The sequence below is a fragment of the Paenibacillus sp. GYB006 genome, assembly GCF_036577645.1.
In the GTDB taxonomy this organism is placed as follows: domain Bacteria; phylum Bacillota; class Bacilli; order Paenibacillales; family Paenibacillaceae; genus Paenibacillus.
Map to the genome: position 1 here is coordinate 65639 of NZ_JARBDA010000007.1, position 21892 is coordinate 87530.

The 21892-nt window shown below is 41.4% G+C and carries 15 protein-coding genes and 1 other annotated feature; of the genes, 1 reads left to right on the forward strand and 14 read right to left on the reverse strand.

From position 1 onward, the window contains the following. Positions 1 to 48: 48 nt before the first annotated feature. From PV403_RS16570 to adhE, 13 genes are all read right to left on the reverse strand, one after another. The gene (locus tag PV403_RS16570) at positions 49 to 1065 is read right to left on the reverse strand and encodes a metal ABC transporter substrate-binding protein (RefSeq protein WP_442951769.1); all 1017 of its coding nucleotides are present in this window, start codon (positions 1063 to 1065) and stop codon (positions 49 to 51) included. Between the two features lie 230 nt (positions 1066 to 1295). After that, complete coding sequence (gene metG, locus PV403_RS16575) at positions 1296 to 3296, reverse strand: methionine--tRNA ligase (RefSeq protein WP_332085309.1); 2001 nt, start codon at positions 3294 to 3296, stop codon at positions 1296 to 1298. An 81-nt stretch (positions 3297 to 3377) separates the two neighbouring features. Continuing rightward, positions 3378 to 3647, reverse strand: a binding site (T-box leader). Between the two features lie 83 nt (positions 3648 to 3730). After that, positions 3731 to 3964: a membrane protein insertion efficiency factor YidD gene (gene yidD / locus PV403_RS16580; protein ID WP_213529764.1), complete on the reverse strand. Its 234-nt coding sequence runs from the start codon at positions 3962 to 3964 to the stop codon at positions 3731 to 3733. A 2-nt stretch (positions 3965 to 3966) separates the two neighbouring features. After that, positions 3967 to 4434: a Fur family transcriptional regulator gene (locus tag PV403_RS16585; protein ID WP_213529766.1), complete on the reverse strand. Its 468-nt coding sequence runs from the start codon at positions 4432 to 4434 to the stop codon at positions 3967 to 3969. A gap of 159 nt (positions 4435 to 4593) precedes the next feature. Beyond that, the gene (locus tag PV403_RS16590; RefSeq protein ID WP_332085311.1) at positions 4594 to 6864 is read right to left on the reverse strand and encodes a stalk domain-containing protein; all 2271 of its coding nucleotides are present in this window, start codon (positions 6862 to 6864) and stop codon (positions 4594 to 4596) included. 167 nt (positions 6865 to 7031) lie between these two features. Further along, complete coding sequence (locus PV403_RS16595; RefSeq protein ID WP_332085313.1) at positions 7032 to 8639, reverse strand: response regulator; 1608 nt, start codon at positions 8637 to 8639, stop codon at positions 7032 to 7034. After that, complete coding sequence (locus PV403_RS16600) at positions 8636 to 10462, reverse strand: cache domain-containing sensor histidine kinase (RefSeq protein WP_332085315.1); 1827 nt, start codon at positions 10460 to 10462, stop codon at positions 8636 to 8638. Before PV403_RS16600 ends, PV403_RS16595 begins: the two co-directional genes overlap by 4 nt. Positions 10463 to 10502: 40 nt before the next feature. Then, positions 10503 to 11330 (reverse strand): carbohydrate ABC transporter permease, encoded by an 828-nt coding sequence (locus PV403_RS16605; protein WP_332085316.1) that lies wholly within the window; start codon positions 11328 to 11330, stop codon positions 10503 to 10505. Position 11331: 1 nt separating this feature from the next. Beyond that, the gene (locus tag PV403_RS16610) at positions 11332 to 12216 is read right to left on the reverse strand and encodes a carbohydrate ABC transporter permease (RefSeq protein ID WP_332085317.1); all 885 of its coding nucleotides are present in this window, start codon (positions 12214 to 12216) and stop codon (positions 11332 to 11334) included. 129 nt (positions 12217 to 12345) lie between these two features. Further along, the gene (locus PV403_RS16615; RefSeq protein WP_332085318.1) at positions 12346 to 13725 is read right to left on the reverse strand and encodes an ABC transporter substrate-binding protein; all 1380 of its coding nucleotides are present in this window, start codon (positions 13723 to 13725) and stop codon (positions 12346 to 12348) included. Positions 13726 to 13915: 190 nt separating this feature from the next. After that, entirely contained in the window at positions 13916 to 14665 is a 750-nt protein-coding gene (gene pflA, locus PV403_RS16620; RefSeq protein ID WP_213530249.1) for a pyruvate formate-lyase-activating protein, read from the reverse strand. Positions 14666 to 14712: 47 nt separating this feature from the next. After that, the gene (gene pflB / locus PV403_RS16625; protein WP_213530251.1) at positions 14713 to 16974 is read right to left on the reverse strand and encodes a formate C-acetyltransferase; all 2262 of its coding nucleotides are present in this window, start codon (positions 16972 to 16974) and stop codon (positions 14713 to 14715) included. Between the two features lie 422 nt (positions 16975 to 17396). After that, positions 17397 to 20009, reverse strand: coding sequence for a bifunctional acetaldehyde-CoA/alcohol dehydrogenase (gene adhE, locus PV403_RS16630; protein ID WP_332085320.1), 2613 nt, complete (start codon positions 20007 to 20009; stop codon positions 17397 to 17399). Between the two features lie 315 nt (positions 20010 to 20324). Between adhE and PV403_RS16635 the strand changes: the two genes are divergently transcribed. Continuing rightward, positions 20325 to 21047 carry a Crp/Fnr family transcriptional regulator gene (locus tag PV403_RS16635; protein ID WP_213529781.1) on the forward strand — a complete coding sequence of 241 codons (723 nt, stop codon included), beginning with the start codon at positions 20325 to 20327 and terminating at the stop codon, positions 21045 to 21047. 79 nt (positions 21048 to 21126) lie between these two features. Here PV403_RS16635 and PV403_RS16640 read toward each other — a convergent pair whose 3' ends face one another. Continuing rightward, positions 21127 to 21837, reverse strand: coding sequence for a hypothetical protein (locus PV403_RS16640; protein ID WP_332085321.1), 711 nt, complete (start codon positions 21835 to 21837; stop codon positions 21127 to 21129). Positions 21838 to 21892 lie beyond the last annotated feature (55 nt).

Below are 21892 nucleotides of genomic sequence, written 5' to 3' on the forward strand. Positions count from 1 at the left end.
CCTTCTTCTTAAGCTAACCTTGATAAAGTTATCAAGTATGATCACATTCTATTGTAAAGCTGTTACGAGATTTTGCAAATTTTTCTCCATCAGCGTGAAATAGTTATCTCCATTCTGCAATTGTTCTTCGGTAAGCCCTTCTACCGGGTTAAGAACCATCGTTTCTACGCCTGCCTCAGATGCAAGAGTTTTTGCCAATTTATCAGAGACCAACTCTTCAAAGAAAATATAGCGGATTCCTTCTTCTTTCACCAGCTTAGCAAGTTTCACAATATCTTGTCCTGTTGGTTCTGCATCAGGGGAAAGTCCCATAATTGAATGTTGTGTGAGTCCATAGTCACGTGCTAAATATCCAAATGCCTGATGAGAAACAACAATTTCTTTTTGAGATACGTTAGAAAGTTGTTCTGAAAACTTCGCATCCAGATCTTCTAGTTGTTGTTTAAGTTCACTATATCTCTCTTCGTAACCTGCCTTATGTTCTGGGTCGGCTTCGACAAGACTGTTCTTAATGTTCTCTGCCATAACAAGCGCTGACTTTGGACTTACCCATGTATGAGGATCAATAGAACCATGATTATGCCCATCGTCTTCGTGATCATGTGCATGATCATCATGCGCTTCACCTTCATGTGTATGGTCTTCCTCTTCCGAATCAATCAGATTAATACCTGCACTTACTTCCACAGCTTTCACATCGGAGTCTTTATCTAGAGCTTTCAGAAAATTTGGAACCCATGCTTCAAGCCCTGCACCATTATATAAGAACAAACCAGCTTTGGATGTATTCACAATATCTTGACTTCGTGGTGTCCAGTCATGCGGTTCAACACCCGTTGGCAGCAGATTAATCACATTAACATCATCTCCGCCAATCGCCTTCGTAAACTCATAAATCGGATAAAAACTAGTCACTACATTAAAATGGTCCTCCGAAATTTTCCCTTGAGAAGAACTACCCGAATTGCTTCCGCATGCGGATACAATCAACATCATGATACTGCATAAGGTAACCGTCATAAAAAAACGTGACCTTTTTGCTGAATTCGTAAGCCTGTTTTTCATTTCATCCACTCCATATTTACATTGTTTTATCCTGTCTTTAATCGTAATCGTAACGATTACTACTAAATAGTAGTATAGGTATCCGCCTATTGGTTGTCAATACTTTTTCAAATGGAAAAAAGCGCCCCCGAAAGGACGCCTCTTCCGCATATCGTATTCTGAAATGACATAAGCCCTTCATCCTACGAGTATGCTCTTTTTCATTTATTATATAAGTCTGTATAAAAAGCTTACTTCACAATAGCCCCGTTCGGCATATTTTCTGGAACGGTAGCAAGGGTCAGCTGATCCCCATGAGACGCAGCCAAAATCATCCCTTGGGATAATTCACCCCGAAGTTTCACTGGTTTTAGGTTCGTTACACAGATTACTTTACGGCCGACCATTTCCTCAGGAGTATAGAATTTAGCAATACCAGATACAACCTGGCGCTGTTCGTAACCAAGATCAAGCTGCAGTTTCAGCAGTTTATCCGCTTTTTTCACCGGCTCGCAAGCAATTACCTGTGCCACGCGAAGTTCCACTTTAGCAAAATCTTCAATTCCGATCTCAGGTAAGCCTTCAGGAGCAGGGACTTCTTTGGCTTCGGTTTCTTTCGCAGCTTCTGGTTTGGATCCACCTGTCATCGCATTCGCGATATACGCTACTTCCTGCTCTACATCCAGTCTAGGGAAGATCGGCTCTCCTTTACGAAGCTCATTGCCTTCCGGGATAAGCCCTGCTTGTTTTGTGCTGTCCCAAGCAGTCAGTTCGCCCTCTTCAATATTGAGCTGTTCCCAAATTTTACGCGGTGCTTGCGTTAAGAACGGCTGAAGTAAAATGGACGCTACACGAAGGGATTCCACAAGGTGAGCCATAACGGAAGCCAGTTCCTCTCTTTTCGCTTCATCTTTCGCCAGAACCCAAGGCTGAGTCTCATCAATATATTTATTGCAACGGCTAATAAATTGTCCAATAGAAGTAAGTGCTATAGAGAATTCTAAATTCTCCATCGCTTCTTCTACTTTTTGTACCGTCGTAAGTGCCAATTCTTCCAATGTTGCATCAAATGGCGTCACTCCTGAGCGGTATGCCGGCGTTTTTCCATCAAAATATTTATGAACCATGGCTACCGTTCGATTCAATAGGTTACCTAGATCGTTCGCCAAATCGGAATTCACACGTTCTACAAAACTTTCAGGAGTGAAGGTACCATCTGAACCAAATGGAACTTCGCGAAGCAGATAGTAACGCAAGGAATCCAGACCATAACGATCAATCAAAGTAACGGGATCTACTACGTTCCCTTTGGATTTGGACATTTTACCGTCTTTCATAAGCAGCCAGCCATGTGCAAATACTTTCTTCGGCAGTGGAAGATCCAGAGCCATCAGCATAATCGGCCAATAAATCGTATGGAAACGTACAATCTCTTTACTCATGAGATGAACATCAGCCGGCCAGAATTTATCATATAGTGATGTATCATCGGTACCATATCCGAGTGCTGTAATATAGTTAAGCAGCGCATCAATCCACACATAAATTACGTGTTTCGGATCGCTTTTCACTTTTACTCCCCAATCGTAACTTGTACGAGAGACAGCCAAATCTTCAAGTCCTGGTTTGATAAAGTTGTTTATCATCTCATTTTTACGAGACTTCGGCTGAATAAATTCTGGATTTTGTTCGTAGAAAGCTAAAAGACGATCTGCATATTTGCTCATTTTGAAGAAATAACATTCTTCTTTTACAAGTTCTACAGGATGTCCGCTATCTGGGCTTTTTCCTCCAATGATATTACCTTGGTCATCTTTGACTGTATCCACAAGCTGGGTTTCTGTGTAGTACGTTTCATCAGGAATACTGTACCATCCTTCATATTCCCCTTTATAAATATCACCTTGCGCTACTAAACGTTCAAATATATCTTGAACAACCTTTGTATGTCTTTTTTCACTTGTACGGATAAAGTCATCGTTAGAAATATCGAGTTTCTTCCATAGATCCTGGATACCTGCAACAATTTCGTCTACAAATTCAATCGGCGTTTTACCCGCTGCTTGCGCTTTTTGTTCGATTTTCTGTCCGTGTTCATCCGTACCTGTTAAATAACGAACATCGTAACCTCTTAATCTTTTGTACCTTGAAATCGCATCTCCTGCTACCGTTGTGTACGCATGCCCAATATGCAGTTTGTCACTTGGGTAGTAGATTGGTGTTGTGATGTAAAATGTTTTTTTCTCCGTCATTATAATACCTCCTGTAAAATAATTGGTGCCCTGTCATTCTGCAAAAAATACCAGAAGACAATACAAAAAGACCCTCATCCCCTATGGGACGAGAGTCTGTTATTCTCACGTGGTACCACCCAAATTCCCTGGATCCTCACGGATCACAGGCTCAACCGGTTATGTTGTGTCATCAACCGGACCCATTAACGCTGGAACACGCCACTCCCTTACCTCTTCCTTTGTATATAGAAGACGGCTCGAAAGTGGTTCCTCCAGGACCATTTTCCAGTGATCTACAGACCGGTTTGCAGCTTCCCCGGCTCTCTGTACTGCAGATGTTAACTGTACTTATCCCTTCATAAGAAACATATGAATTTATCAAAATAATACTAAACGAACGCAATCCATGTCAAGGTTATCACATGCCTATAAGCCTATGATGTGGAAGAATTCTAACTTCCTTTTTTGGGTGGAACCAAATCCACGCCTCCTGGATGAAAGGGATGACATTTCATAATCCGTTTAGCAGAGAGCAATGAACCTTTTACCGCACCATGAACTTCGATCGCTTCTAGTGCATAAGCCGAACAAGTCGGATAAAACCGACAACTCGGAGGTTTCAGTGGCGATATAAATTTCCGATAAAATGTAACAGGTGCTTTTGCAATCGTACGAGTAACCTTCATCTTTACTGACCCTTTGAAGAAGCTTGATTCTGATCTGTCTTAGGCGACACTTTGCCAGATACTTGACAGTCTTTACAATAACCAAAGATTTCAAACTTATGCTCCACCACTTGAAATTGATCTGGTGTATCCGTAAGCTGCATTGGACAAAACTCAATAGGAAGCGTCTTTTGACACTGAAGGCAGATCAGATGGTGATGGTGATGTCCCGAGCTGCAAGAAGCCTTGAATTTCACTCCATCCTCAAAGATGACTTGTTCAAGTACACCTAGTTCCTGCATGACCCTGAGATTTCGATAAACCGTATCAAAACTGAGCCCGCTGTATGTCCGGCCCATATATTCGTATACATCCTTTGGTGACAAATAACCTTCTGTTTCAGCAAAAAGTCTAGCGAGCGTCTTTCGTTGATCCGTAATACGAAGTCCTTGGCTAGACATGGCTTCAATAATCTGATTCGTTGACAGCATGACTTTTACCCTCCCGTCATACCAAATCTGTCTATATATCTATAATGCCTGAAATGGTGTACCACGTCAACGAACATAGAACGACCTTTTATCTCTGCAGAAAAAAAGAACTCTTTATGACTTAAAGAGTCCTTTTCCATCCTACTATTGTGTTAATCCTTAATTCTTACTTGGTAAAGGTGCAATCAGCAGGTTAACGGGAAGGCTGCTTGCCGGTGCTGCTGTGAGTAAAATTTCTACTTTACGTTCATATTCTCCCGTACGATATAATACGGCCTGTTCATTAGGAGCTCTAACCGCGCCATCTGTATAAAGAGGAGTTATCTCTCCATTTACCATGGCGTAACCCGTATACGTACCTCCTCTTGGATTAAAGGAAATCAAAGTATTAGGTGCAACGCGCTCCAGCGTTATTTTATAAAGCACCCCAAAGTTACCAGAGTTAGAAGCTTCCACGCCGACCATCGGGTCCATTCCCGTTACATTCGGGTCATCCTTATTATCCCCTATCACGAGTCGTTCTGGCTTTTCTCCAAGTCGGTCACTGTAAGTAATCTCCCGGGTTGCATTTGGATAGGTGCCCCGATTATGCACTCCATCCCGATCCAGAATAGGAAGTCGATAAAGTACCTTCAGCGGATTTAAATTTTCGTCAATAATAACAACGTTATACTCAATCGGATAATCACTATACACATCGGATAGTAAAGAAACGATCTCCTGCTGCTTCATGCTTGTTTTGCTCATATCCGTCAAGATTAGCTTGCTTTCCCCTGGTTTCAATGTAGTCGTTGTACGTTTTGAATCATCCTGAATCGTGGTAAAGTAACGCTCAACCGCTTTTTTTCCAGCTGCTTGTGCGATTGTGCTTGGTCCAGCAAATCCTAGATTCTCTGTACGCAGGATCGCTGTTGCAGAATTCTTGTTTGTCGCTACAACGTACATTTTCACTCTTTTTCCCGTATTATTCTTATGGTGAATTAAGAAACGAGTGTTGCCTACTGCTGTATCTTTGTATACGATACCTTCCTTATACACCGTTTCCGGGCTGTTACTGCGAAGTAACGTACTCGGATAATCCGTATACGTATAATTCACTTTTGCCCACGTGGGCACGGCCGATCCGTCAAAGGAGAACTTTTCTCCGATGGGCGTAAATAGCTGATTAAACTCGGTTAACGAATAGAGCGTTTCATTCGTAATGATAATCGTTTTTTGGTAGGTATTTGTTAATCCTTTATTATCCTTCACTGTCAGGCTGATTGTTTTTGGACCTGGCGTAAAAAAGGCAAGTGCATTATTATTCCATTCTGTTTTCACAATGGCTTCATCATCTGAACTTTGATCTGTGTACGTAATGAGTTCGCCCATTTTATATTCTTCTTTATCCGTTACAAACAAAGCTGCCGGCGGCTGATTAGGACGCAGGACATTGACCGTGAGTGAATAAGGGTCACTCCAAGAACCACTAGAGTCTTGTACATAGTATTTGATCGTATATCTCCCTGGAGCATCAAATACGTCTTTTTTTCCTTCCCAACGTTCATTTATGATGGAAAGACCTTTTGGAGAAACCCCTTCTGCCTTGTATGTAACAGCTTGTCCTGCATACACTTCAGAAGGTGATATGCTGAAGCTAGCAATTGGTTTTGTAGATAAATTCATAACGATGCTTTTATTCACTAAACTATACTTGATCCCAAGTGCTCCAGTGATCGCTGTTAGAGGCACCATAAAAGTATTTTGAGTCTGATAGGAGGTTCCTTTCATTGTTTTTGAAACTCCGTTGACCTTGTATTTATTGCTGTTCGTTTTGAACTTCAGTTCATTATTCCCTTGAATGATACTCGTTTCTTTTGTGGTGTTGTTATATGAAACCCGGTACCCGACCCGGTCAACCAAAGCGCGAATCGGTACATAAGATACACCGCTTTTCACTTGCATCGGCTGCGGCGCATAATAAGTTACACCGTCTTGCACCATTTTTTTACTATTATAATAGAGGATCAACTGACTGCTGCTGCTTAGCGGCTGTACCTCTGGAACTTCGGGAACTTCTGGAACCACTGGAGCTTCGGGAACCACTGGATTTTCTTCTGTTTGAACAGGAGTCTTATGATCCTCTGGATTAGATGTAACATCTTCTACAGTACCCGTAACCGTTCCTCCTGTGATCACAGTAGCTTCTTCTGTAGTGGCCTCTTTCGTTCCACTGATGGTGTCTTCTTCTTGTTCTGTTACACCAGATACATCCGTTTTTCCTTCCACTTTCACTTCTTCGTTAGCTGTTTCTTCAAGCTGTGATTTTTCCTGAACAATCGTATTTGAAACGGGTTCATTCATGGCCATTTCTGCGCTTGCCGTGTATGCTGGTACCACTTGTGAAAATAGAGCTAATATGGTGAGCAGCGTTAATTTCTTGAATTTCATTCTCCGACTCCCTCTGTATCTATTTTGTATAAATTCCTTATCATGTCATTGTATTAGACGCACCTAGTCCTGAAAAGTTGCTCTCTACTTTACGAGAAACAACAAAAAACAGCATCCTTTGACAGTTAACCGGCATCAAAGAAATGCTGTTTATACGTTTTTTTAAATTATTGATTATTACGATCAGCAGTGACCGGTGGATTCGAAGCTGCCATCTCACGATACTCTGATGGTTTCATCCCATAATATTTGTGGAATACCTTGGAGAAATAGCGTCTTTCTCGGTATCCAACCGAAGCGCCAATCGATGCGATACTGCGATCTGTTCTGGCAAGCAGTTTTTGGGCTGATTCCATTCTTTCTTTTGTAATATATTCAACAAATGTCACTCCAAAATGGCTTTTGAACAACTGACAAAAATAGCTGGGGCTAATATTCAATTGATCTGCCATTTCTTCTATGCCCAAATCCTGATCAAGGCGCGAGGCAATATAATCTTTAGCAGAAGCTACCAGTAAACCTGCTGACTTTTTGGGCTGCTCTTCACCACATCTTTCTGTCAACGTAAGGGCGAGTTCATATAATTCTCTGAGTGTTAGAGGTTGAAGCATCACATTCCAGAACTTCTCTTCATCCTCTGGCTTTAATATACGCATTTCATGCATTTCACGCAGCATATGAACAACCACATAGTGAAAATATTTCACTGCCTTGCCTGGTATCTCTTCGGGTTGAAGACAGATTTTATTATATAACTGATGTAAAATATTCGAAATCTCGTCCTTGTTCTGATGCCTTATTCCTAAAGTGAGTCGATCTGACCAAGCACGGGACATCCAATCATTCTCTTCATCTAATAAATCCTTACGCATCGTAAGGAGCTCCGAATGTTCCATGTGTATCACCGCCTGTTGCGCTTTTCGGTACTGCTCGGCTAGCAATGAGAAGACAACCTCTTCTCCCTCGGAGTATAAACGTACGGACATCCCTGCTACTTCTTCGAAAGTTTGTTTTAATTCACTCAGTCCCTCTTGATTGAGACCTGATCTATTAAAAACAGAGCTTTGCTCAATAACAATGCACCATTCGCCTTCTCTTGTTTGAATGACAATGCCAGGGGGGACAAGCTTCTCCAGTTTCCTTTCTAAAGCTTCTCGCACCTCTTCATGCCAGGTCTTACGCTCCTGGTCGCTCCAAAACATTGCTCTGCGAAAATAATCCTGAGCATCCAGAAGGATGAGGGTATACCGATTCTTCTCTTCATGTACTTCAGACTGAGGAACAAGAGGATATGAACTTTTTGACTCGCCAAGAAGTAATTCCAGCAACCATCTTCTCCGAATCCAGTTACTCATTTGTTCTTGCTGTAAACTTCCTTCCTTTTCCTTCCTCCTTTTCTTCATAATATAATCAGCTAACTGGCTGATTGTCTGTTCCAGCTCTATATAATCGATAGGCTTGCATATGTACTCTCTCACTCCCTGCTGAAGGGCAAACCTTGCATATTCAAATTCCTGATACCCGGTAAGCAGCAAAATTTCAGCTTTTCCATCCCGTTCACGATACTGCTTAATAAAAGAAAGACCATCCATGATCGGCATACGAATATCGCATAAAATTAAATCAGGGTCAAATTCAGCAATCTGCTCAAGCGCTTCACGGCCTGTTCGTGCAGTTCCAGCAACTTCAATTCCTATTGTTTCCCAGGAAATAAATTCAGTCAGGTTATCCAGAATCGGTTGTTCGTCATCTACAAGCAGCACCTTCAGATTCAAGGCCGATCCCCCCAATCGTTTTTAGGCAGTATGCACCGGATCACCGTTCCATGACCTTTTGAAGAGCAGATAAAAATCCCATAGTGATCCCCATATTGAATTCGAATTCGATCTGCTACACTTCTTACCCCAAGACCACGTCTTTCGGACATAACCGGACTTTTTAAAATCGCTTTATGATCAGGCCAGTTGGAAGATTCTTTTAACATATATTCAAACCTGCTGAGAACTTCATTATCCATGCCGAGTCCATTATCCTCTACTTGTAGGATCACTTTCCCCATATCTTCCCATGCACTAACTTTAATCTTACCTTTGTAATCAATTCCTTCAAATCCGTGCTGAATGCTATTTTCCACTAATGGCTGGAGGGTAAGCTTGAGCATTGGAAAAGATTCGAGCCCAGAGGGAATATCCATTTCATATTCAAAAAGATCTGGAAAACGGTACTTCTGAATTTCAAGATAGCTTTTCAGATGTTTAACTTCTTCTTGAATCGTTATTTCTTCTTTATCCTGAATACTAATCCGCAAAATGCTGCCGAGTCTCGTTACCATCTCACTCACTTTACGGCCTTCTCCTCGAAGGGCAAGACCATTAATCGATTCGAGTGTATTAAATAGAAAATGCGGCTTAATCTGTGCTTGAAGAACCCTTAGCTCTGCACTTGTTTTTTGCATTTGTTCAGCCTTCACCCTGGAGAATAAACTGCTTATTTTATCCATCAGATCATTAAATCCCTGAGCTAACAGCTGCATCTCATCATAACCTTTACCTTCCACTCTAGCGCTAAAATCACCTCGTTCCACTCTGCGCATAAACCGAACAAGTACAGCAATCGTACCTGTAATTCGGTTCATAAACAGAATATTGAACATGAGGGCTGCGAGCAGACAAGCCATGATAATAATGACATACCACTTCGCCAGTACCGTCGTTTCCTGTGATAAAGACTTCCACGAAGTAACCGATATTAAATGCCAAGGAGAATCCTTCATCTGATAGGACGAAACGATACTCTCCCTGCCATTAAATCCTACTTTTAAACTTTCATACCCTTTCGAAAAAGGCTTTTCTTGTTCCACCAGTTCTGACATATACTGCCCTTGGTAGGTACTCGAAGGATCATAGACAATGAGTCCATCCTCATTTACCATCATGAAATGCGTATCTTGCGCACCGCTTATACTGAGATTTCGAAAAATACGATCGATCTCCCAGTTCTTAATTTGCACAACAAGAATACCGATGTTTTGAAAAAAGCTCAGTTCCTTTATTAATCTGATCTGTGTAAATACAGGTTCGCTTCCTGTAAACTCCGGGTATTCAAATGGTGCAATCCACCGGGGAACTCCGTTCAACTCCATCACTTCATTGTATAAGGAATGCCTTTTAAACTTGTCAAAGGGTAAGGCATTAAAATTTTCTTTAGTAAAAATAGATACAATCCGGTTACTAGGCGCTGGTTGAAGGTTATATAGGAATGCATAGCTGATTGCCGGGTAATTATATAGAAGACTGCGGAAGTTCCGCTGACTTGCATTCAGAGATAATTGATCTCCTTCTCCAAGATTCACTGGATTATCTGCGATAAGAGCCATATGAAAGACGGAGGATGCAACTCCACTATCCGTTACATTATTCATCTCGCGAAACACATTTTCTATACTGTAGCTGATGGATTTAAGGGAATACTCGGCCTGCTCGCTATACTTTTTCTCAATGGTATGAGATGTAACGAGAAAAGTTCCGATCCCCATCGCACACATGGGAATGACAATGAGAGAAAGAAACGCCATATATAGTTTCATCCTTAGATTCATTCGGCATTTCTCCCTATATCATCTTTGCGAATGTTACCCTTCAGCCTTTTACGCTGCCTGCTGTTACGCCCTCAATAATTTGTTCTTGTAAGATAGCATAAATAATAATGACAGGCACTACACTGTACACAATACCTGCAGACATTTGAGCATAGTTCATCTGATACTGATCTCGGAACTGAACCATACCTACTGGAAGCGTGCGGAGCGTGTCTGTAGATAAGAAATAGTTAGCCAGCAAAAACTCATTCCAATTACCAAGAAAGTTAACAATAAAAACGGTAACAATGGCAGGAATAGTAAGAGGTAACACTATCCTAGCAAAAATACCAGGCGCTCTCAACCCATCCATAACCGCTGCTTCTTCAATTTCACTCGGAAGTGATCGCATGAATGCCGCTAGGATAATAATTGTAAAAGGCAGAGCATTTGCGATGTAAGGAATGATGAGCGCTAAGTGCGTATCCAGAATGTTCATTTTTCGTACAAGTAAATAGATAGGCAGCATAAGTGAGTTGTTCGGAATCAGCATGCCTACGAGAATAAGACTGAAAAGGGCAACATTCCATTTGCCATGTTTCATCCGTGTTACTGCGAAAGCAAACATAGCACCAAGCAGAATGGATATAACCGAAGCTAAGATGGAGATATACATACTATTGAAAAAATACGTTCCAATCTTGGCATTCACCCAAGTTTCTACATAGTTGGTAAATACGAATTCTTTTGGAATTCCAAACGGATTCAGTGCAATCTCATTATTATCTTTCTTAACAGAAGAGAAAATAACGAACAAAAATGGAAATAGAATAACTAGTAAATAACTTAATAAAAAGAGATGAGGGATTGATTTTTTTAGTTGGGTCATCTTAGTATTCAATCCTTTCACTACGGCGAGCGATGAGCAACTGATAAAGTGCCGTCAGAATCAATGTAAAGATAAAGATGAGCACTGCAATCGTGTTACCATAACCGTATTTAAAGTTTGTGATTGCATACTTGATCATATAAGTTGCCAGGACATCGGTGGAGCCTGCCGGGCCGCCTTTGGTCATAACGATAACGATATCCGCAGCTTTCATTGCCCCTGCAATAGATAACATAATCACCACTGATATAATAGGTTTAATTAAGGGAAGAGTTATAGAGAGCGCACGTTGCAGCCGCGTTGCACCATCAATTTCTGCAGCTTCATCCAAATCACGCGGTATCGACAAAATGGCCGCGAGTACCATAATGATATAAAAACCCGTCCACTGCCAAGCATTCGTTAACAGAATAGAGAACATGGCGTACTTTTCATCAGATAGCCAGTACAAAGGTTCGATCCCAAAAAGGCCAAGCAGCTTGTTTAAGAGGCCAATATTCGGTTCGTATATAAATCCCCACAGGATTCCAATGACGGCAGTAGACATAATGGAAGGCAGAAAAACGGCTGTTTTATACAAACCTTTTAGTTTCTTGACGTTTGCAATTAACAGGGAGAAAAAAATAATTAGCGGTACTTGGATAAAGCAGGAGAATACGATAAACCACCCATTATTCTTCGCTGACTCCCAGAACCGTTCATCACCGAGGGCTTTCAGATAATTAGAAAAACCGATAAACTTCGGATTTGCGGAAACCCCGTTCCAGCTTGTGAAGCTGTAATAAATGGAGCTAAAAATGGGATATATGAAAAACATGAAAAATAAGAGTAGCGCCGGAAAAATAAATAAGATATATACTAGCGGATTACGAAGTGATTTGTTCATGCTGGACCTCCAATAAATAGAGCCTTTATTCAGATTCTACTTGATGACCTTTATGTCACTACATTCTACATACTAAATAAAAAAATACCCCGGACGCCGTCCGGGGTACGTAGCCCTTTGTTTTATCCTTTATTCAACTGCTGAGTTTGCTTCTTCCTGAACTTTTTGCAGATCCTCTGCCATTTTTTCAGGAGTCGTTTGACCACCAATCAGTTTTTGAATTTGAATATTACTGATCTCCGTCGTCACATCAGCCTGAACAAGAGAATCAAATGCCGGGAAAGAGGTTTCCGATGCATTGAGTACGGCTACGATTTCTTTCATCAGATCATCCGTAATGTTTTTCGTTAATACCTCTTCATCAAACTTCATAGCAGGCAGTACGCCATCCTCTACCAGACCTCTGATTTGCATCTCTTCATTGTAAAGATTTTTGATAAAGGATTTTACGGCTGCGAGTTTTTGCGGATCTTCTGCTACAGAAGCGGCAAAACCATATCCGTTGTTCACATCACGCATTAATGATGTTTGGTCCCCTGCTCCACCATCAACAGCAGGTAAGTTAAAGAACCCTACTTTTCCGATCAGTCCTTCACCGGATTGACCTTCTTTAAATACGGAGGATTTCCAAGTACCGTCGTACATTAGAATCGCTTCACCGCTAGTGAACTGAGTCGTGTATTCAGCATATTCAAATCCAAGCTCACCTTTTTTGAAATATCCGTTGTTAACCCATTCCTGATACTTTCCAAATGCTTCGACAACCGCCGGATCTGTCCATTTTGCTTCTCCTGTTGCGAACTTGTTTGTCACATCAGAACCCGCATAACGGGACCAGAGATGGTTAGTCAGCATAAGCGGGACCCATCCTGCTTTGGATGCACCAGCAAGAGGTACTTTTCCGTCTGCTTTGATATCTGCAAGCTGTTGTTCCAACTCAGCGAACGTTGAAGGCGCTTTCCAACCTTTTGATTCATAGTACTCTTTGTTATAGAAGAATCCTTCACCGGAACCCCCGATAGGAAGTCCGTATACGTTTCCTTCATATATAAACGGTTCTAGCGATGAAAACTTATCTGAGATGCCTAGCTCATCTAAAATTGGTGTCAGGTTAAGCAGCATTCCTTCTTTAGCGTATACTTTCGCATCCGGGCTTCCAAAAAGGTCGAAAATATCTGGCGGGTTTCCTGCAGCCATTTCGCCGCGAAGCTTCTCTTTACGGTTTACATCAGAGTCAACTCCATCGAGTGTAAAGGATGCCCCCTCAACTTCTTCTTCTACCTTTTTAATCACATCTTGCAGAATGGCGAGACGTCTTTGCTTGTCAGCCCCAACTTGCGTATGACGCAGTGTCATTTCAAAAGGTTCCGTAGAAGCAGCCGGCGGTGTTTCCCCCGAAGTACCTGGGTCGGCAGCTGGTGGTGTTTCTTTACCACTACTACACGCTGCCAGAGTTAGTGATGCAGCAAGCATAATAGACATCATCGAACCAAATTTTTTCTTCAACATTTTGTGACCCTCCCCCTAAGTCCCTCTGTCCTGGATGAAATTTACATCCGCTTTACAATTTTCATTATAAAACTTTTTATTTCGAACGTAAGGACGACATTTTAGTAATGGAGGGATAAAATCTTCGAATAACAAAAAAAGATCTCCCTACGAGTTAAAGTAAGGAGATCTTTTAAATATCTTAAGTTTTTTAGTAAGAAAAATGAAGATTCTGTGATTCCGTACGTCCTTCTTCAATAATGCGGTATGCACGATCCACTTCTTCCTGTGTTGGAGATGGTACTCCTTCTAGCGGGTACTCTTTGCCTAGAAGTTCCCATTTATAAATACCCATTTGGTGATAAGGCAGAATCTCGAACTTTTCGACGCCTTTCAGTGTCCCGATAAATCGTCCCAAGTTACGCAAATCTTCTTCATCATCATGAATACCAGGTACATATACATGTCTAATCCACATTTTCTTACCATGATCTGATAACCAGCGTGCTGTCTCCAGCATCCGTTCATTGGATTTTCCAGTCAGCACTTTATGCTTTTCATCATTGAAATGCTTTAAATCAAGAAGAACCAAATCCGTTGCATTAATTAATTCTTCTATACGGTTCATATCATTGAATCCATTGCTATCCAGTGTGGTATGAAGGTTCCAACGTTTTTTCACTTCTTGAAAAAGGCTTGCTACAAACCCTGCTTGAAGTGTCGGTTCTCCACCAGAGACCGTCAGACCACCACCAGAACTTTTATAGTAATTCAAGTAAGGCTCAATTTCACTTAGAACTTCTTCCAGTGTCATTGTCTTCCCGCCGTCAAGTGCCCAGGTATCTGGGTTATGACAATACTGGCATTTGAGATGACAGCCTTGCATAAAGAGCACAAAGCGGATGCCTGGCCCATCGACAGTGCCGAAAGTTTCCAATGAATGAATATGTCCTTTTATCATCATTTCATCATCCTTCCACGCACCCGCTTGTGCGTACTTATTTTTACTTACATGCTGCCGTGGAACGTACGGTTGATAACATCAAGTTGCTGCTCTTTCGTCAGTTTGATGAAGTTAACCGCATAACCGGATACACGAACTGTAAGCTGCGGATAATCTTCTGGGTGTTCCATTGCGTCAATCAATTGTTCGCGGTTAAATACGTTAACGTTCAAGTGATGCGCGCCACTTCCAAAATAACCGTCCATCATGGAAGTCAGGTTTGTTTTTTGGATTTCTTCTTCTTTACCCAGCGCTTTTGGAACAATGGAGAACGTGTTAGAGATTCCATCTAAGCTGTGCTCATATGGCAGTTTCGCTACCGAGCTAAGACTTGCGAGTGCACCTTTTTTATCGCGTCCATGCATTGGGTTCGCACCTGGTGCAAATGGTTCGCCTGCTTTACGTCCATCTGGTGTAGTTCCTGTTTTCTTACCATATACAACGTTAGAAGTAATCGTAAGAATGGATTGCGTAGGCATCGCATTACGATAAGCTTTGTGCTTACGAATCATCGTCATGAACGATTCAACCAGTTCAACAGCGATTTGGTCTACACGATCATCGTTGTTACCGTAGCAAGGGAAGTCGCCTTCGATTTCAAAATCAACTGCAATACCGCGCTCGTCACGGATTGGACGTACTTTTGCGTATTTAATTGCACTCAAGGAGTCAGCTGCTACAGACAGACCAGCGATACCGCAAGCCATTGTACGCAGAATGTCGCGATCATGCAGCGCCATTTCAATACGCTCGTAGCTGTATTTATCATGCATATAGTGAATCACATTCAGTGTGTTCATGTAAAGTTTAGCCAGCCATTCCATCATTGGTTTGAAGCGTTTCATGACTTCGTCATAGTTCAATACTTCAGATGTAATTGCAGGATACTCAGGGCCAACTTGCATACCCAGTTTTTCATCCACACCACCGTTGATTGCATACAGAAGTGCTTTTGCTAAGTTTGCACGTGCGCCGAAGAACTGCATTTGTTTACCAATACGCATTGCGGATACGCAGCATGCGATACCATAATCGTCACCGTAGATTGGACGCATCAGATCATCATTTTCATATTGAATGGAACTTGTTTCAATCGAAACTTTCGCACAATACTTTTTGAATCCTTCTGGCAGTTGTTCAGACCAAAGTACAGTTAAGTTTGGCTCTGGAGCTGCACCAAGGTTATACAAAGTATGAAGGAAGCGGAAGCTGTTTTTCGTTACACGAGTTCTTCCGTCCATACCCATACCACCGATGGATTCAGTAACCCATGTTGGGTCTCCACTGAACAGTTCGTTGTAATCTGGTGTGCGAAGGAATTTAACAATTCTGAGTTTCATTACAAAATGGTCTACAAGCTCTTGAGCTTCTTGCTCAGTAAGTGTTCCTTCTTCCAGGTCACGTTCAATGTAGATATCAAGGAAGGAAGATACACGACCAAGAGACATTGCCGCACCATTTTGTTCTTTAATTGCTGCAAGGTAAGCGAAGTATACCCATTGGAAAGCTTCTTTCGCATTACGTGCTGGGCCAGAGATATCAAAACCGTGCATTTCACCCAGTTGTTTCAGTTCTTGCAGTGCACGAATTTGTTCTGAAAGTTCTTCACGAAGACGGATGATATCTTCATCAATCACATCAACTTCAAGTTCATTTAATTCTCTCTTTTTATCTTTAATCAGGAAATCCACACCGTAAAGTGCTGCTCTGCGGTAGTCACCAATGATACGACCGCGGCCATAAGCATCTGGCAAACCTGTGATAATCCCTGCTTTACGAGCATTTCTCATCTCTTGGGTATAAGCGTCAAATACCCCTTGGTTATGCGTTTTACGGATGGTCGTAAACATATCAATAATTTCTTGTGGAAGTTCGAAACCATATGCTTTACAAGCGTCTACCATCATGCGAATACCGCCGAAAGGTTGGATAGAACGTTTGAACGGAGCATCCGTTTGAACCCCTACAATTTGTTCTTTCTCTTTATCAAGATAACCTGGTTTGTGAGAAACGATAGTAGAAGGTGTATTTACATCTACATCGAGAACTCCACCATTTTCTCTTTCTTTTTTGGTAAGATCCATTACGATCTCCCAAAGTGCTTTTGTATTTTCAGTTGCCCCTGCCAGGAAACTTTCATTTCCTTCATAAGGTTTCAAGTTTTTTTGTAGAAAGTCATTTACATTTACTTCTTTTGTCCATTTGCCTTTTTGAAAGTTTCTCCAACCGGACTGTACACTTTGCACATCTTTTTCGGTTACCGCCATGGTAATCCCTCCAATAACTTTTGGTTTAATCTGGACTGATTGAGAGGACAAGGCGTGAAGGAAGGGCCTGGTCCGAACAAAATCCATGAAAACTGTACTCCTACTAACTGTAAAACTGTTACTACAGCTGTCACACTATGTGACTATTTTCACTTCCTTGCTAGTTATAACCCCTTCTCTTCACTTTTCAAGGGAAGCGACTGTTTCATGGAACTGCTTTACACCTTGAATTATAGAACATATCTCACACCTACTCTGTGATATAAATCACATGGTTTAAACTGTTATTCTATTTTTATTTCTCTGTTATAGTCGGTCGGCAGATCGGTAAGCAACATGAATTCATCCCCTTCCTCCCTTTTATAAAAAAAACCGAGCTAACCAGGATTATTCCCTCTCAGCTCGGCTATTTTTATCATTACTTATTTATCAAAATTACCATAGAAAGCATTACGGTACACATCAGCGAGTTCTGTTACCAGAGGTAACTTCGGATTAGCTGTTGTACATTGATCTTCGAATGCGCGGTCTGCCAAATAATCTACACGGGATTCGAAATCTTTAGCATCAAAACCTAGTGCTTGGAACGATTCTGGGATGCCAAGTTTTCTGTTCAGATCACGAATAGCTTGAATTAAGCTGTTTACCCCTTCTTCTGTTGTGCTTGCAGGGAGTCCCAGAATTCTTGCAATTTCAGCATAACGTTGATCAGCTACAAAGTGTGCATATTTAGGGAAAGATGCAAATTTTGTTGGTTTTTTCGCGTTATAACGAATAACATGCGGCATCAAGATTGCATTCGTACGTCCATGAGCAGTATGGTACTGTCCTCCCCATTTATGGGCAAGGGAATGGTTAATTCCAAGGAATGCATTTGCAAACGCCATACCTGCAATGGTCGACGCATTATGCATTTTTTCTCTAGCCAGTTTATCCCCGGTAAGTGCAGATGCTTCGAGATATTCAAATACAAGCTGGATGGCTTTAATTGCAAGTCCGTCTGTATAGTCATTCGCCATTACTGATACATATGCTTCAATTGCATGGGTAAGTACATCCATTCCTGTATCAGCAACTGCTGTTTTAGGCAAACTATAAACGAACTCAGGATCTACAATTGCTACATCAGGCGTAAGCTCATAATCAGCCAGCGGATATTTCGTGTTGCCATTGTTCTTGTCGGTAATAACCGCAAACGAAGTAACTTCAGAACCCGTACCCGAAGTGGTTGGGATTGCAACAAATTGTGCTTTTTGTCCCAGACGCGGATATTTGTAAATCCGTTTACGAATATCCATGAATTTTTGTTTTAAGTTGTGGAAACTTGTATCTGGGTACTCGTAGAACAGCCACATTGCTTTAGCAGCATCCATTGGCGAACCTCCGCCAAGAGCAATAATACAGTCAGGTTGGAATTGATTCATTAGCTCCGTACCGCGTTCTACTGTTGTTGTCGATGGATCTGGCTCTACATCAGAGAATACTTCAATGGCAACAGGCACACGGCGCTGACGAAGGTAATGTTCTACTTTTTCCACATAACCGAGTTTTACCATCATTGGGTCAGTAACGATGAGAATACGGGAAATGTCCGGCATTTTGGCAAGATATTGAGTAGCACCTTTTTCAAAGTACACTTTGTTTGGAACTTTAAACCATTGCATATTCACAGTTCTCCGCGCCACCCTTTTTACGTTAATTAGATTGACTGCTGTCACATTAGAAGAGGTCGAGTTACGACCATACGATCCGCAGCCGAGGGTAAGGGAAGGAATATTAGAATTGTAAATATCACCAATGGCCCCATGCGTCGAAGGCGAATTTACCAGAATACGGCATGTTGGCAGACGATCTGCAAAACGATTAATCACATCATCATTATTGGAATGAATAACCGAAGAGTGACCCATTCCGCCAAAAGCAACGATTTCAGCTGCACGTTCAATCCCTTGTTCTGCTGTTTTTACTTTGTAGCAAGCAAGTACCGGGCTAAGTTTTTCTGCGGAAAGCGGGAATTTCGGACCTACACCGTCAATTTCTGCAATCAGGATTTTTGTTCCTTCTGGTACATGGATTCCACACATTTGAGCAATCTTCACAGCAGACTGTCCTACAATTTTTGGATTGACAGCGCATTTGTCAGCCATAATAGCTCCTGCTGTAAGTTTCGCTGTTTCTTCTTTAGATACAAAATAACATCCATTGTCGATTAACAATTTTTTCACTTCATTATATACCGGCTCTTCAATGATGACAGCTTGTTCAGATGCACAGATCATTCCGTTATCAAAAGATTTAGACAAGATCAGATCATTCACCGCTTGTTTCAGGTCAGCTGTTTTTTCAATGAAGCAAGGAACGTTACCAGGTCCTACACCAAGTGCTGGTTTACCACAGCTATATGCTGCTTTTACCATAGCACCGCCGCCTGTAGCAAGAATGAGCGCAATATCTGGGTGATTCATCAGTTCGTTTGTTTTTTCCATAGAAGGTGCTTCAATCCACTGGATACAATCTGCTGGTGCTCCTTCTTTGATCGCTGCGTCTCTTAAGATGCGTGCTGCTTCACGGCTGCAATTTTGTGCAGATGGATGGAAACCAAAAATAATCGGATTACGTGTTTTGATAGCAATAAGTGCTTTAAACATCGTAGTGGAAGTCGGATTTGTTACAGGTGTAATCCCCATAATTACGCCGACAGGTTCAGCAATCTTTTGGCAGTTTTCAAATTCGTTGTCTTCAATGACACCGACTGTTTTATCGTATTTAATTCCGTTATAGATATATTCTGTAGCGAAAATATTTTTAATAATTTTGTCTTCATAAACACCGCGTCCTGTTTCTTCTACAGCGAGTTTAGCCAGGTGCATGTGTTTGTCTAAACCTGCAAGTGCCATTGCCTGAACAATGCGGTCGATTGCAGCTTGATCTAGTTCCATAAATGATTCGAGAGCTTTCTTTCCTTTTAGTACGATTTCATTAATGTAATCCTTGGCAGTTACTCCCTTTGTTACTTCTTCTTTATTAACAGCCATGTGATTCATCCTCCTACCAAAATGTCTATATATTTTGTTTCTCTCTTTCTACGAGATCATAGTATCATAATAAAAATATAAAGTTTGTGATTATTTTCACATATTTTGTGAATGTCTTCACAAAGTTTACGGGTACGCCTTTCAGTAGTGAAATGAATCACAAAGTTTAGAATTTCGTCACAGTTTCCCTCTCTTCAAGGCCCAAAAATCATATTCATAAGTATATACTTGAGGTATTCAAAGACTTAAATCACATTAACAAATGACTGTTCTCATGTTAAGGAACTTATTTACGATAAAAGCTAGGGGGAAATCATGATGACTTATACAAATGTATTAGAAAAGACCGAAGGAAATACCAGTTGTTTTTCCAAGGAAAATTTGAACCGCCTTTTTGACTCCATGAAGGAACGAACTTTCCCCCAAGGATCTCATCTTTTCTGGGAAGGAGACACTGCAGATAAACTCTTCTATATAAAGAAGGGTCGGATTAAAGTCACTAAATCAACAGATGAAGGTAAAGAACTCATCATGTACATCCATCAAGATGGAGATATGACAGGTCATGCAGATCCCTTCTTCTCAAGTCGACACAGTTTCTCTGCAGAAGCGCTTGAGGAAAGTGAAGTTGGCATTATTGAAACCGCTGATCTTGAATTGTTAATTGGGTTATACGGTGACTTCGCAATTGACTTTATGAAATGGATGGGAATTTACCACCGTATTACACAGACTAAATTCCGTGATCTTATGATGTATGGTAAGCAAGGAGCTCTATGTTCTACACTGATTCGCCTCGGCAATACTTACGGTGAGCAACAAGCCGATGGAAGTATTCGCATTAATAAGAAATTGACGCACACTGACCTCTCTAACATGATTGGAGCTACAAGAGAAAGCGTAAACCGAATGCTCGGGGAGCTTCGAAAAAAAGGTTCTCTTGCTTATGAAGGTGGCTACATTATCATTAAAGAACTAAATTCTCTTCGTGAAATTTGCAGATGTGAACAATGCCCCATCGAAATTTGCCGTATTTAGAATAGAAAGAAGCCGGTTCCTCCCAGAGGAATCGGCTTCTTTCATTCTTCACACATTCTTTACGCGATTCTGTGTTTTACTAGATTTTCTCTACGATTTCAATCCGCACTTCATCACCTGGATCTAAAACCATATCAAGTCCATGTTCAGCAAGTTCCTTGTTATTCACCTTCATCATCCACTTCTCCGATATTCGAGGGGTATAACCACTTATAGATTGAAGATGCTTCTTATTATCGGACAACTGCACAGAATCTGTACTCATTAGTAGATCTCTAACCGTGAGCGTGGGATCATACAGCCTTGCTATTGTAAATCGTAATTCCGGATTATTTGATCCGCCACTTAACTCCAGAGTAACCCCTGATCCACCCGTTTGGCTCATATCTATAGGTGTCGCAGGTACTACGGACAGTTTGAGTGAATCTTTGTCTTTTATGGATTGTCCCCACATATCAGCACTGATTTCTTTATTGTTTTTCTCCACCTTCCACTGTAACGTATCATCAAGTACAGTAGATCCGACCGAAATAATCTGATTTGACTCCTTCGATAGATTCGCTACACGGTCCAGCGCTTCATAAACCGTCATACCTTCATCATAACGTAAATGCAAGGATTGATTCATAGACGGTATAAAAAATCCACCTTCCACAATCATGTTCACCTCACCTGGTGTTCCTTCCTCGGCTCCACCTACGTCTTCATTCCATGCACTGCAACCCGAAACCAACATAACGAGCACGACCAGAATGATAGATGGGATTGTAATTGGATTTCGCACTTTCATGCTATCACCACCTTACTTTTTTTGGCCTCAGTCTATGAGCAATTGTGTGGTTCAT